Origin of the sequence: Pseudomonas sp. B40(2017) (assembly GCF_002112855.1) — a bacterium.
In the GTDB taxonomy this organism is placed as follows: domain Bacteria; phylum Pseudomonadota; class Gammaproteobacteria; order Pseudomonadales; family Pseudomonadaceae; genus Aquipseudomonas; species Aquipseudomonas pharyngis.
Window position 1 is genome coordinate 205,917 of sequence record NZ_NEIT01000003.1, and the last position, 13,957, is coordinate 219,873.

The following is a 13,957-nucleotide window of genomic DNA, read 5'->3' on the forward strand; positions in this document are numbered from 1 at the left end:
GTGGCTACGTTGAATTTCAGAAGCCTCATGATGGCCGCGTTTTTGTTGTCGGCGGCCTTCAATGCACAAGCCGAACGGTTGAAGGACATCGCCAGCATTTCCGGCGTGCGTTCCAACCAGTTGATCGGCTATGGCCTGGTGGTCGGCCTCAACGGCACCGGCGACCAGACCACGCAGACCCCGTTCACCCTGCAGACCTTCAACAACATGCTCTCGCAGTTCGGCATCAAGGTGCCGCCGGGATCGGGCAACGTGCAGCTGAAAAACGTCGCGGCGGTGTCGGTGAGTGCCGATCTGCCGGCGTTCGCCAAACCGGGTCAGCAGGTCGACATCACCGTGTCGTCCATCGGTAACTCCAAGAGCCTGCGCGGCGGCACCCTGTTGCTGACCCCGCTCAAGGGTATCGACGGCAACGTCTACGCCATCGCCCAGGGCAACCTGGTGGTCGGCGGTTTCGATGCTGAAGGTCGTGACGGTTCGAAGATCACCGTCAACGTTCCGTCGGCCGGTCGCATCCCTGGCGGTGCGTCGGTCGAGCGTTCGGTGCCGAGCGGTTTCAACCAGGGCAACAGCCTGACGCTGAACCTCAACCGTTCCGACTTCACCACCGCCAAGCGCATCGTCGACAAGATCAACGACATGCTCGGCCCTGGCGTGGCCCAGGCCATCGACGGCGGTTCGATCCGTGTGACCGCGCCGCTCGATCCGAGCCAGCGCGTCGACTATCTGTCGATCCTGGAAAACCTTGAAGTCGATCCGGGTCAGGCGGTGGCGAAAGTCATCATCAACTCGCGTACCGGCACCATCGTCATCGGCCAGAACGTGAAGGTCTCGCCGGCCGCCGTGACCCACGGCAGCCTGACCGTGACCATCACCGAAGACCCGATTGTCAGCCAGCCGGGCCCGCTGTCCAACGGCCAGACCGCCGTCGTGCCGCGCTCGCGGGTGAATGCCGAACAGGAAGCCAAGCCGATGTTCAAGTTCGGCCCGGGTACCACCCTCGACGAGATCGTCCGTGCGGTGAACCAGGTCGGCGCCGCGCCGGGTGACCTGATGGCCATCCTCGAAGCACTGAAGCAGGCCGGCGCGTTGCAAGCCGACCTGATCGTGATCTGAGGACGCCGACCATGGATATGCGCAAAAGCGGTCTGGTCAGCAGCAGCGATTCGGGTTCGTACTCCGACCTCAATCGTCTGAACCAGCTCAAGGTCGGCGACAAGAACAGCGATGCGAACATGCGCAAGGTCGCGCAGGAATTCGAATCGCTGTTCCTCGGTGAAATGCTCAAGTCGATGCGCTCGGCCACTGAAGCGCTGGGCCAGGACAACCCGCTCAACACGCCGGCGGCCAAGCAATATCAGGAAATGTACGACCAGCAACTGGCGGTCTCCATGTCCCGCGAGGGCGGTGGTATCGGCCTGGCCGACGTGCTGATGCGCCAGATGTCGAAGAACAAACCGATGGCGCCGGGCGAGGCGGCGGCCGCATCCGCCGCCAAGCAGGAGGAAGCCAAGGCCAAGGCCGCTGCCGTGGCCACGCCGATTGCCGCCGGCACCGTGGCTACGAATGGTCCGTTGTCGCGACTCAATGGCGAGCGTCCGTTGTGGGCGTCGCGTTCGGTGCATGCGCCGAGCACCGAACTGACCCATCGCAATGACATGGAAATGATCAACCAGCGTCGTCTGGCGCTGCCGCCGAAACTGGCGGATCGCTTGCTCGCAGGTCTGGTGCCGTCAGCCACGCCGGCGGCGACCGCTCAACTGCCGCAACGCGCCACGACCGCCGCTGCCACCGGTTCCGGCCCGCTGTACAACGGCGACTGGCTGGCCCGTGCCGAGGCAGATAAAGCTTCGGGCGGGCAGATGCAGATTTACGGTCGCGCCATGGCGCAGATCCCGCTGGCACCGGCAAAGAAAGCGTTCGGCAACGCCGACGAATTCGTCAACACCATGCTGCCGATGGCGCAGGAAGCCGCCGCGCGAATTGGCGTCGATCCGCGTTATCTGGTGGCTCAGGCTGCGCTGGAAACCGGTTGGGGCAAATCGGTCATGCGCGCCCAGGACGGCAGCAGCAGTCACAACCTGTTCGGCATCAAGGCCAGCAGCAACTGGAAGGGCGATTCGGCCCGGGCGATCACCAGCGAATTCCGCAACGGGCAGATGGTCAAGGAGACGGCCGAGTTCCGTTCCTATGCCTCGTACAAGGACAGCTTCCACGATCTGGTGACTTTGCTGCAGAGCAATAATCGCTATCAAGATGTGCTGAAGTCGGCCGATAACCCAGAACAGTTTGTACGCGAATTGCAAAAGGCCGGTTACGCGACCGACCCGAACTACGCGACGAAGATTTCGCAGATTGCCAGGCAGATGACGGTCAATCAGAACTACGCTGCGGCCGGCGTTTCAACAACGCCCTTATAAACACAAGGTAAGGTTTGAATCATGAGTTTGCTCAATATCGGGATGTCGGGGTTGGCCGCGAGTTCATCCTCTCTGGCTGTGACGGGTAACAACATTGCCAACGTCGACACCGCCGGTTATTCGCGTCAGCAAACCGTGCAGGGCACCAAGTCCTCGATTCAATACGGTAACGTGTTCATCGGTACCGGTACGACCCTCGCCGACGTGCGCCGGGTGTACAACTCCTACCTCGAATCTCAGCTGCGTACCGCCACGTCGCTCAATAGCGAAGCCGCCGCTTTCGGTGCGCAGGCCACCGCACTGGACGGCTCGCTGTCCGACACCAACACCGGCCTGACCGGCGTGCTGCAGAAATTCTTCACCTCGATGCAAGGCGTATCGACCTCGGCCACCGACGACACTTCCCGTCAGTCGGTACTGACCGGCGCGCAGGCCCTGACCAGTCGCTTCAACGCGCTGGCCAAGCAGATGAACGATCAGAACGCTACGCTCAATGGCAACCTGTCCGACATGGCGTCCCAGGTGAACAAGCTGGCAACCTCGATTGCCACTCTGAACCAGAAGATCGGCGAGATCTCCACCAGCGGCGGCCAGCCGAACGATCTGCTCGACAGCCGTAACGAAGCCGTGCGTCAGCTCTCCGAGCTGACCGGCGCGCAAGTCGTTGAGCGTGGCACCAGCTTCGACGTCTACATCGGCAGCGGCCAGCCGTTGGTCATCGGCAATACCACCAATACCCTGAGCACCGTGCCGCTCAAGGGTGACCCATCGCGCATGGGCATCCAGATGGATCGTGGTTCGAGCACCATCGACATCACCTCGGCGATGACCGGCGGTGAAATCGGCGGTCTGCTGACTTATCGCAAGGAAGTGCTCGATCCTGCACTCAACGAGCTGGGCCGTGTGGCACTGGTCGTTGCCGACCAGATCAACCGCCAGCAAGCCCAGGGCATCGACAAGAACGGTGACTTCGGCGCGGCGATTTTCAACAACATCAACAGTGCCGCCCTGATCAGCCAGCGCAGTATTGCCCAGTCCGGCAATAGCGCAGGTTCGGGCAACCTTGATGTCACCATCAAGGACACCGGCAAGCTGACCACCAGCGACTACCAGGTCACCTTCACCAGCGCGACCAACTACACGGTCAAGCGCTCCGACGGCACCGACATGGGTTCGTTCAGCACCACGACCACGCCGCCTCCGGTAATCGACGGCTTCACCCTGGCCCTCAATGGCGGTGCCCTGAGCGCCGGTGACACCTTCAAGGTGACCCCGACCCGTGGCGCGGCCTCGAGCATCCAGACTGTGCTCACCGACCCGAAGAAAATCGCGGCAGCCGCACCGTTGACCGGCGTGGCCAGTGCCAACAACTCAGGCACCTACACTCAGCCGACGCTGACTGACGTCGTCGATATCTACAACCCGGCGTCCCAGGCGGAGCTGCAGAACGCGCTCAAGTATTCGACCCCGGTCAAACTGGTATTCGGCGCCACCACCAGCGGCAGCCAGACTTACAACATGGTTGATGCCAAGGGTGCCACGATCGGTTCCGGCGTCATCGTTCCCGGTCAGGCGAACACCCTGAACCTGAAGATCGGCATGGTCGACTCCACCGGTGCTCCGGTGATGGACACCACTGTCATCCCGAACGTGCAAAAGACCTTCACCGTGCAGACCACCGTGGGCGCGACGCCGAAGTCCGGCGAAACCTTCACCATCAACCTGACCGGCGCAGCCTCTTCGGACAACCGCAACGCCCAGGCACTGGTCGGTTTGCAGACCAAACAGACCGTTGACACCGGCACGGCGAGCAAGGGCATCAGCCTGACCGACGCCTACAACAAATTGGTGACCAACGTCGGTACCCAGGCCGCCCAGAGCAAGTCCGACGGTGCGGCCACCACGGTGATCCTGGATCAGGCCCAGGGTGCGCGGGACTCGCTGTCCCAGGTCAACCTGGATGAAGAGACCGGCAACCTGGTCAAGTATCAGCAGTACTACACAGCGTCTTCGCAGATCATCAAAGCTGCGCAGGAAACTTTCGCCACGCTGATCAACAGCCTTTAAGGAGCCGTAATTCATGCGCATTTCCACCGCCCAGTATTACGCGACACAAGCTGCCCAATATCAGCGCAACTACAGCAAGACGGTCGCGACCGCCAACGAAGCCAGCAGCCTGCAGCGCATCAACACTGCCGCCGACGATCCGATCGGGGCTGGTCGTTTGCTGAAGCTGGGCCAGCAGGCCGCGATGCTCGAGCAGTACAAAGGCAACATTGACACCACCAAGAGCTCGTTGACCGTTCAGGAGTCCACCCTGAGCGCCATCACCACCGCTCTGGCACGTGCCAAGGAAATCGGTCTGGCGGCCAACAACGGCATCGCCACCGACAAGGACCGCCAGGCTTACGCCGCGGAACTTGGCCAGATCCAGCAGCAGGTGCTGGGCCTGATGAACTCCAAGGACGCCAACGGCAACTACCTGTTCTCCGGTTCGAAAACCGATACCGCGCCGTACTCGCAGAACGCCGATGGCACCTACACCTACAACGGCGACCAGACCCAGATCAACCTGGGCATTGGCGACGGCCTGTCGGTGGCCACCAACACCACCGGTTGGGATGCCTTCCAGCAGACCATCAATACCGCCCGGACCCAAACCAGCATGACGGCTCCGGCGGTCGATGACGGTCGTGTGGTGCTGACCAACGGTATCGTGGGTACCGCTGCGACTTACAACGCCAAATTCACGGCCGGCCAGCCGTACACCGTGGATTTCATCAGCAGCACTCAGATCAAGATCACCGATGCCCTGGGCAATGACGTAACCACCGAAGCCAGTCAGAACGGTGCGATCACCAACAGCAACGGTGCCAACCAGACGGTCAGTTTCCGTGGTGTCGATCTGAAACTGAACATCAACCTCAAGCCAGGTGATACCAACCCGGACGCGGTCATTGCCGGTCACAGCTTCCAGCTGTCGGCCACACCGGACTCTTTCACCTCCGTGCGCAGCCCGGGCAACCCGTCGACCGCGGTCATCACCGGTTCGAACGTGACCAACCAGGCGGCCTACAACGGCGCCTTCCCGTCGGGCGGCGGCGCCGTTCTGAAGTTCACGAGTGCCACGGCATTCGACCTGTACGCGGCGCCTGTCACTGCCGACAGCAAACCGGTGTCTTCGGGCACCGTGGTCGGTGGCAACGCTACGGCTGCGGGCGTGACTTTCGCCATCGGCGGCACGCCAGCCGCCGGTGACCAGTTCTCGATCCAGTCCAACAACCACCAGACCCAGAACGTGCTCGACACCTTGGGCCAGATGGTCACTGCATTGAACACACCGATCGATGGTGATCCGGTCGCCAAGCAGAAATTCCAGGGGGCGATGGAGTCGGCGCTGGGCAACATCGACAGCGCCAGCAACCAGATCGGTTCCGCCGTCACGTCGATCGGTGCCCGTGGCCAGTCGCTGGATGACCAGACCACCACCAACGAGTCCCTGATCCAGGCGAACACCACCACTCAGGGCTCGATCCGCGATTCCGATCCGGCCGAGGTGATGACCCGCCTGACCCTGCAGCAGACCATGCTGCAGGCCTCGCAACTGGCGTTCAGCAAAATCAGCCAGCTGGGTCTGTTCAACAAGATCTGACGGCAGGCGGGCGCGCAAGCGCCCGCGTTGCCCTGTTCCTTCAATAGTTAATGTCTTAGCGGTTTCAAGAGCTCGCTTTTCTGGGCGGGTTCGCACCGCCTGTGAGCCCGCCGTGAATTCACTTCCCCTCGTCAGCCTCGTTATTCCAGCCTTCAATCCGCGTTTTTTCGAACGGGCATTGCAAAGTGCCGTGAGTCAGGGCTATGGCAATCTCGAAATCATTGTCTGTGATGACAGTCGTGGTCACGAGATCAAAACCATCGTCGACTCGGTGAGCGATAGCAGCGGCGTGGCGGTGCGTTATGTACGCAATTCCCGGACGCTGGGGCTGGTGGGCAACCTGCACGTCTGTCTCGAACAGGCTCAGGGCGAGTTCATAAAATTCCTGTGCGATGACGACCAGTTGTTCAGCATCTGTGTCGAGCGTCAGGCGCAGGTACTCATCGATCAGCAGGATGTCAATCTGGTCCTGGCTCAGCGCCTGTTCTGGGACGCAGACGATCGGCCGCTGCCGTCACGCCTGCAAAACACGCCGCTGTCTCCGACCTGCGGGCTGTTCAAGGGTGAAGACCTGCTGGCGATCTTCGAGAACTTTCCGGTCAACATTCTGGGCGGTTTCAGCAATGCCCTGTTTCGCCGCGCCGATGTAGTGGAGTTGCTGCCGGCGTTGACCCAGCCGGGGCACTGCTTTGTCGCCAGTCTGGACTTCGCCCTGTATGTCTGTCTGCTGCGCCGGGGCAACATGGTGGTCTCGAACCATGTATTGAGTGTCGAGCGACTGTACCCTGAACGATTGAGCGGTCAGCAGGCCATGCGCGATGCGATCGAGGCCGAGCGTCAATGGCTGACGCAGATGCTCAAGGCGCGCAGCGGCGAGTCGGCGCCTGCACCGGGCTGGGTGCGCTACGTGCCGATGACCAAGGCAGACGAGTCGCCGCGTGTCTGGGAAGAGCTGCCGCTGAGCCGGACACTGGGTACCAAGCAGACGACCCAGGATTGGCACGTGGGCATCTCCAGCGTCAGTTTCGCCGAGCTGTACGCGCAGTGGCTCGAATGCCGCCGCCTGACCGAAGGCCAGCGTGAATTGCTGCCGGATACACTGGCCGCGTGGCCGCGTATACCGAAAATCGTTGCACTGATCATTGACGAGCAGGGCAGTCGCTCGGCGCTGGATCTTACGTTGCAATCGCTGGCCGCCCAGGAGTATTTGTCCGAGCTGACCATCGTATTGTCTGCGGCCTGTACCGAGGTGCAGCTGGACGAGCGCGTGGTGCGCATGCCGCTGCAGGATGACTGGCAGCAACAAATCAATGATCTGCTGCCGCAACTCGATGGCGCCGACTGGTTCTACCTGCTGCGTGCCGGCGATCGGTTGGTGGTGCCGGCGCTGCTGGTGATGGCCGAGCGCATTGCGTTGTCGTGTACCTTGACGTGTCTGTACAGCGATGAGGGTGGTCTGTCCCAGGGGGAATCGACCGAGCCGGTATTCAAGCCGGACTTCAACCTCGATCTGATGCGCAGCTACCCCTACGTCGGCAGGGCGCTGGCGTTCGAGCGTGAACGTTTCCTGGCCCTGGGTGGTTTCGATTCGTCGTTTGGCGAACTGGCACCCCACGATGTGCTGTGGCGCATGGTCGAGGAGGGCGGCACGCCAGTGGTCGGTCATATCGCCGAGGTGTTGCTGGAGTCGGCATTTGACCTGGCCAAGTGGCTGTCGGGACCGGAAATGGCAGACAGCAATGCGCAACTGGTCGGCGCACACCTGGATCGGCTGGGCATCGCTCATGACATCCGTCGAGGTGCATCGAACCTGTTGAACCGGGTCGACTATCACCACGCCCGCCGGCCGCTGGTGTCGATCATCATCGTCAGCAAGGATCAGACGGCGGCGGTGCAGCGCTGCGTCGAGAGCCTGCTGGAGAAAACCGCATACGCCGAGTACGAACTGCTGCTGGTGGACAACGGCAGCGAGAGCGCCGAAGCCCGGGCCTGGTTCGATGGCATGGCGCAATTGGGCAGCGAGCGGATTCGCGTGCTGGACTGCCCGCAGCAGGACAACCTGGCGTCAGTGCGCAATCTCTCCGTGAGTGAGGCCCGTGGCGATTACGTCCTGCTGCTCAACCCGTACGCCGTGATCACCAACGGCGAATGGCTGGCGGAAATGCTCAATCATGCGCAAAGGCCGGAAGTCGGTGTAGTGGGCGCGAAACTATTCAACCCGGATGGCCGGATCGTGCATTCCGGGCTGATTCTGGGTCTGCAAGGGCCGGCCGGCGTACCGTTTTTCGGTGAATCGCTGCAGGCGACGGGTTACATGTATCGTCTGCTGGCGGCGCATGACCTGAGCGCCGTCGGCAGCGATTGCCTGCTGGTGCGCAAGTCGGTTTTCGAGGCCGTCGGTGGCCTCGACGAACAGGATCTGGCGCAGTCGCTGAACGAAGTGGACTTGTGCCTGCGTGTCGGTCAGCAGGGTTATCTGGTGGTCTGGACGCCTTATGCGCAGCTGGCATTGGGTGCGCAGCCGGCCGTTACGCCAAAAGAGGGTGAAGAGGCGCAGCTCGGCAAGGAGCAGGAAACGTTCTACAAGCGCTGGTTGCCCATCGTTGCGCGGGACCCGGCCTACAACAAGAATCTGTCGCTGAACGGCCTTGGCGGGTCGAGCTTCAGTCTCGATCCAGGCTTGCGTACTGGCTGGACTCCGTTCTCCCAGCCACAACTGCCGAAGATCCTTGCGCTGCCGGTCAACGCCTCCGCCATCGGCCACTACCGCGTGACGCAGCCTCTGATCGAGCTGGAAGCAGCAGGTCGCGCGCTGGGGCGCATTCACTACAACCTGCCGACCATCATTGAAGTCGAGCGTCAGTCGCCGGACGTGATCATTTTGCAGGGGCGCTATGCCGAAGCGCCGATCAACGAAATCCCGAGTCTGCAAAAGTACTCCAGTGCGCGGCGGATCTATGAGCTCGATGACTACGTCATCGATGTGCCGCACCGCAATGCGCACATCCGCAACATGCCGAACAAGGACGAAATGGAAAAACTCGTCCGCCGGGCAATTGCCATGTGTGACCGGGTCGTGGTGTCCACGGCGCCGCTGGGCAATGCGCTGTCGAGCATGCATAACGACATCCGGGTCGTTCCGAACATGCTGTCCCGACACATGTGGTGCGACTTGCGCAGCCAGCGCCGCACCTCGAAAAAACCACGGGTCGGCTGGGGTGGCGGCACCAGCCACCACGGCGACCTGGCCGTGATTGCCGACGTTGTTCGTGAACTGGCCAATGAAGTCGACTGGGTGTTCTTCGGCATGTGTCCGGATGATCTGCGTCCGTACATGCATGAATTCCACGGCGTGATCGGCCTGGACGTGTACCCGGCGAAACTGGCGAGCCTCAACCTCGACCTGGCCCTGGCACCGCTGGAGTTCCACATTTTCAACGACTGCAAGAGCAACCTGCGTCTGCTGGAGTACGGTGCCTGCGGATACCCGGTGATCTGCACCGACACCGAGGCCTATCGCGGTTACCTGCCATGCACCCGGATCAAGACCAACACCACGGATGAGTGGCTGCAAGCGATCCGCATGCACCTGGCCGATCCGGATGCGAGCTATCGCATGGGTGACGAATTGCGTGAAGTCGTGCTGCGCGATTACGTGCTGCGTGGGGATAACCTACGGTACTGGGAAAACGGCTGGCTGGCGGATTGATCGGTTCATCCGCGCTCCAAAAAAAACAGGCGACTATTGCAATCGCCTGTTTTTTTTTACCTGCCTGTTCGTCTTTGTTTCATTGGCGATACATTTCTTTGCAACGGACTCAAGCGCAGGGAGTTTCCTGTCGATATCAACACATTGCAGTTCAAGAAAATCATGCCGCGATGACGAGTGATCGCCACGCTGGCCGGTACCGGTTCACAAACAAGGCAAGGAAGATGTAATGGCGGTAATCAACGGGACAAACGGCGCGGATACGCTGACGGGTACCAGTGGTGATGACGAGATCAACGGTCTGGCAGGAAATGACATCCTGATCGGAGGGGCCGGTGCAGACAAGTTGAATGGTGGTGAGGGTTTCGATACGGTCGATTACTCGGCTTCCGCTGCGGGGGTCAACGTCGATATTCGACCGGGTACCGGTTTGGCGGGGGTCGGTGGTGATGCGCAGGGCGATACCCTGACGGGTATCGAAAAAGTCATCGGTTCGGCGTTCAACGATACCTTCACTACCGACGCCTACCTTTTTGCCACTTACGACGGCGGTGCCGGTGACGACATCTACTACGTCAACGGCGGTGGCGTCACTGTTATCGAACAGGCGGGTGGCGGCAATGATGAAGTGCGGGTCAGCTACAAGGACCACATGCTAGCAGCCAACGTCGAGCGCCTGACCTATACCGGCACGGGTTCGTTTACCGGCTGGGGCAATGCCAGCGACAACATCATCACCGGCGGCAATGGCAACGACCTGTTCTATGGCGGCGGCGGTGCCGACCAGTTCTTCGGCGGTGCAGGTCGCGACACTGTGTCGTACCTCGACAGCACGGTCGCCATGAACATCAATCTGAAAACGGGCGTTATTTCGGGGATCGGAGCAGGTGATACGTTCAACAGCATCGAAGCGATCGCCGGTTCCAAATTCAACGACACGTTCGTGGTCGATAGCCGAATCACCGGCGTCGATGGCGGTGAAGGTTTCGATACCGTCGATTACTCGACGTCGGCTGCCGGCGTCAACGTCGACATCCGTCCGGGCACCGGGCTGGCGGGCGTTGGCGGTGATTCGCAGGGCGTGACCCTGACCAACGTCGAGAAAGTCATCGGTTCGGCCTTCAACGATACCTTCACGACCGACGCCTACCTCTTCGCCACTTACGACGGTGGTGCCGGCGATGACATCTACTACGTCAACGGCGGTGGCGTGACCGTCATCGAGCAGGCGGGCGGTGGCAACGATGAGGTACGCGTCACCTACAAAGAGCACACCCTGGCGGCCAACGTCGAGCGTCTGACCTATACCGGCACCGGTTCGTTTACCGGCTGGGGCAATGCCAGCGACAACATCATCACTGGCGGTAACGGCAACGACCTGTTCTATGGCGGTGGTGGTGCCGACCAGTTCTTCGGTGGTGCAGGTCGCGACACCGTGTCGTACCTGGACAGCACGGTGGCGGTGAACATCAACCTGAAAACCGGGGTCAACTCGGGGATCGGCGCGGGCGATACCTACAACGGTATCGAAGTCATCGCCGGCTCCAAATACAACGATACCTTCGTGGTCGACAGCCGGATCTCGGGCGTCGATGGCGGTGAAGGTTTCGATACTGTTGATTATTCGACGTCGGCTGCCGGCGTGAACGTAGACATCCGTCCAGGCACTGGTTTGCCAGGTGTCGGTGGCGATTCGCAGGGTGTGACCCTGACCAACGTCGAGAAAGTCATCGGTTCTGCCTTCAACGATACCTTCACGACCGACGCCTACCTCTTCGCCACTTACGACGGTGGTGCCGGTGACGACATCTACTACGTCAACGGTGGCGGCGTTACCGTCATCGAGCAGGCAGGTGGCGGCAATGATGAAGTGCGGGTCAGCTACAAGGACCACACGCTGGCGGCCAACGTCGAGCGTCTGACCTATACCGGCACCGGTTCGTTTACCGGGTGGGGCAATGCCAGCGACAACATCATCACTGGCGGCAACGGCAATGACGTGTTGTATGGCGGTGGTGGTGCCGACCAGTTCTTCGGTGGTGCGGGTCGCGACACCGTGTCGTATCTGGACAGCACGGTCGCCATGAACATCAATCTGAAAACCGGCGTTATTTCGGGGATCGGTGCAGGCGATACGTTCAACAGTATCGAAGTCATCGCCGGCTCCAAATACAACGATACCTTCGTTGTCGACAGCCGGATCTCGGGCGTCGATGGCGGTGAAGGTTTCGATACCGTCGATTACTCGACGTCGGCTGCCGGCGTGAACATCGACATCCGTCCGGGCGTCAGCTTGCCTGGTGTCGGTGGCGATTCGCAGGGCGTGACCCTGACCAACGTCGAGAAAGTCATCGGTTCGGCCTTCAACGATACCTTCACCACCGACGCCTACCTTTTTGCCACTTACGACGGCGGTGCAGGGGACGATATCTACTACGTCAACGGTGGCGGCGTCACCGTCATCGAGCAGGCTGGCGGCGGTAACGATGAAGTGCGGGTCAGCTACAAGGACCATGTGCTTGCGGCCAACGTCGAGCGCCTGACCTACACCGGCACCGGTTCGTTTACCGGCTGGGGCAATGCCAGCGACAACATCATCACTGGCGGCAACGGCAATGACGTGTTGTATGGCGGTGGTGGTGCCGACCAGTTCATTGGTGGCGCCGGGATGGACACCGTGTCGTACCTTGACAGCACCGTGGGTGTCAGCGTCAACCTGACAACCGGGATCAATACCGGGATCGCGCTGGGTGATACCTACAACAGCATCGAAGCGATGCGTGGTTCAAACTTCAACGACGTCTTTGTTGGCAGTGCTGCCGCACTGGCGCTCGATGGCGGTACGGGCTTCGATCTGGTCAGCTACGAGTCGTCCGCCAGTGGCGTCACCATCGACCTGAAAACCAACGTCAACGCCGGTGATGCCGCTGGCGATACCTTTACCGGGATAGAGATCTTCCAGGGCAGCAATTTTGCCGACACCTTGTCCGGCACTGCGATCAACGACAACTTCGTCGGTGGCGGTGGCGCCGATGTGATTGACGGTCGTGAAGGGATCGACACCGTCTGGTACCTCAACAGTGCCGCAGCGGTGAGCATCAATTTGCAAACCGGCGTCAATCAGGGCGGCGATGCGCAGGGCGATGTGCTGATCAACGTCGAGAGCATTATCGGCACCCACTTCAACGACACTCTGACCGGCAATGCGCTGGCCAACGGGCTTGAAGGCGGTCTCGGCAATGACACCATTTATGGCGGCGATGGCAATGACGTCATCTACGGCAGCTTCTATACCCAGCTCGGGCCATTCGCGGTCGACGTGGCTGCCGCTGGCCCGCAAGCCGACATGTTGTACGGCGGCAATGGCAACGACATGATCGTCAGTGCTCCGGACGACCGTGGCACCATCGCTTATGGTGAGGCCGGCCATGACACGATTTATGTCGTCAGTGGCACTGCGGATGGCGGAGAGGGCAACGACGATCTGCTCGGTACGGGAGCGAACTTTGTCCTGCTCGGTGGTGCGGGCAACGATGCGTTGACCTTTGGCGCCCTGGGTACTGCCTACGGGCAGATGAAGGCTACCGGCTTCGCCAATGGTGGAGAGGGGGATGACACCTATTTCGTCAACACCGGCATGTTGGTGACAATTCGGGATGACGGGCTCAGCACCAATGACACCTTGATCCTGAATAACATCCGTTCGGCCAGTACGTTGCAACTGGCGCGGGTTGGCGACGACCTGTACCTCAACGATGGCTACTTCCCGCCGTCCGACCCGACCGAGCAAGGTGTCAAGCTGCTGGACTGGTTCGCCGGTGGCAACACCATTGAACACTTCAAGGCAGCCAACGGTGATGTTCTGCCGCTCAATGGTGATGGGTTTGCCATGTTTGGCTGATTCATTTGCCTTGCGTACATCGAAGGTATTTTGAGCCGAAATGAAGGAAGGCCGATCCTGGTGGATCGGCCTTCCTTTTTTAATTTTGAGCGTTCGTCGCTACTTGCGACGCAGGCATTTGGCAGTCGAGCTAGCTGGCGCGTTTCCTGCAAGTCCCCCTCAAATCGCCATAAAACGAGCGCTCGCGGTCATTGCCCCTGCGCCCGTACCGGCAGAAAGGTTTAGCCAGAAGGCCGCAATGCGCAAAAAGCAGCGCGCAGCCCTGTGACGAACGA

6 protein-coding genes are annotated in these 13,957 nt (G+C 60.8%); all 6 read left to right on the forward strand.

Features of this window, described 5'->3' with window-relative positions; genetic code table 11:
• Positions 1-27 precede the first annotated feature (27 nt).
• The 6 genes from CAF76_RS08390 to CAF76_RS08415 all read left to right on the forward strand — a co-directional run bounded on the left by CAF76_RS08390 (position 28) and on the right by CAF76_RS08415 (position 13,682).
• A complete protein-coding gene (locus CAF76_RS08390) occupies positions 28-1,116 on the forward strand; it encodes a flagellar basal body P-ring protein FlgI (protein ID WP_074692277.1) in 1,089 nt (362 codons plus the stop codon).
• A gap of 11 nt (positions 1,117-1,127) precedes the next feature.
• Positions 1,128-2,420 (forward strand): flagellar assembly peptidoglycan hydrolase FlgJ, encoded by a 1,293-nt coding sequence (gene flgJ / locus CAF76_RS08395; protein WP_085648544.1) that lies wholly within the window; start codon positions 1,128-1,130, stop codon positions 2,418-2,420.
• Between the two features lie 21 nt (positions 2,421-2,441).
• Complete coding sequence (gene flgK, locus CAF76_RS08400; protein WP_085648543.1) at positions 2,442-4,487, forward strand: flagellar hook-associated protein FlgK; 2,046 nt, start codon at positions 2,442-2,444, stop codon at positions 4,485-4,487.
• A 13-nt stretch (positions 4,488-4,500) separates the two neighbouring features.
• The gene (locus CAF76_RS08405; RefSeq protein WP_064594294.1) at positions 4,501-6,072 is read left to right on the forward strand and encodes a flagellar hook-associated protein 3; all 1,572 of its coding nucleotides are present in this window, start codon (positions 4,501-4,503) and stop codon (positions 6,070-6,072) included.
• Between the two features lie 112 nt (positions 6,073-6,184).
• Positions 6,185-9,781, forward strand: coding sequence for a glycosyltransferase (locus tag CAF76_RS08410; RefSeq protein ID WP_085648542.1), 3,597 nt, complete (start codon positions 6,185-6,187; stop codon positions 9,779-9,781).
• Positions 9,782-10,010: 229 nt separating this feature from the next.
• On the forward strand, positions 10,011-13,682 hold the full coding sequence (locus CAF76_RS08415; protein ID WP_085648541.1) for a calcium-binding protein: 3,672 nt from the start codon (positions 10,011-10,013) through the stop codon (positions 13,680-13,682).
• Positions 13,683-13,957 lie beyond the last annotated feature (275 nt).

Bases quoted from the DNA above. Each gene is read 5' to 3' on its own strand.
- CAF76_RS08390 (WP_074692277.1), top strand. From the start codon at position 28: ATGATGGCCGCGTTTTTGTTGTCGGCGGCCTTCAATGCACAAGCCGAA.
- flgJ (WP_085648544.1), top strand. From the start codon at position 1,128: ATGGATATGCGCAAAAGCGGTCTGGTCAGCAGCAGCGATTCGGGTTCG.
- flgK (WP_085648543.1), top strand. From the start codon at position 2,442: ATGAGTTTGCTCAATATCGGGATGTCGGGGTTGGCCGCGAGTTCATCC.
- CAF76_RS08405 (WP_064594294.1), top strand. From the start codon at position 4,501: ATGCGCATTTCCACCGCCCAGTATTACGCGACACAAGCTGCCCAATAT.
- CAF76_RS08415 (WP_085648541.1), top strand. From the start codon at position 10,011: ATGGCGGTAATCAACGGGACAAACGGCGCGGATACGCTGACGGGTACC.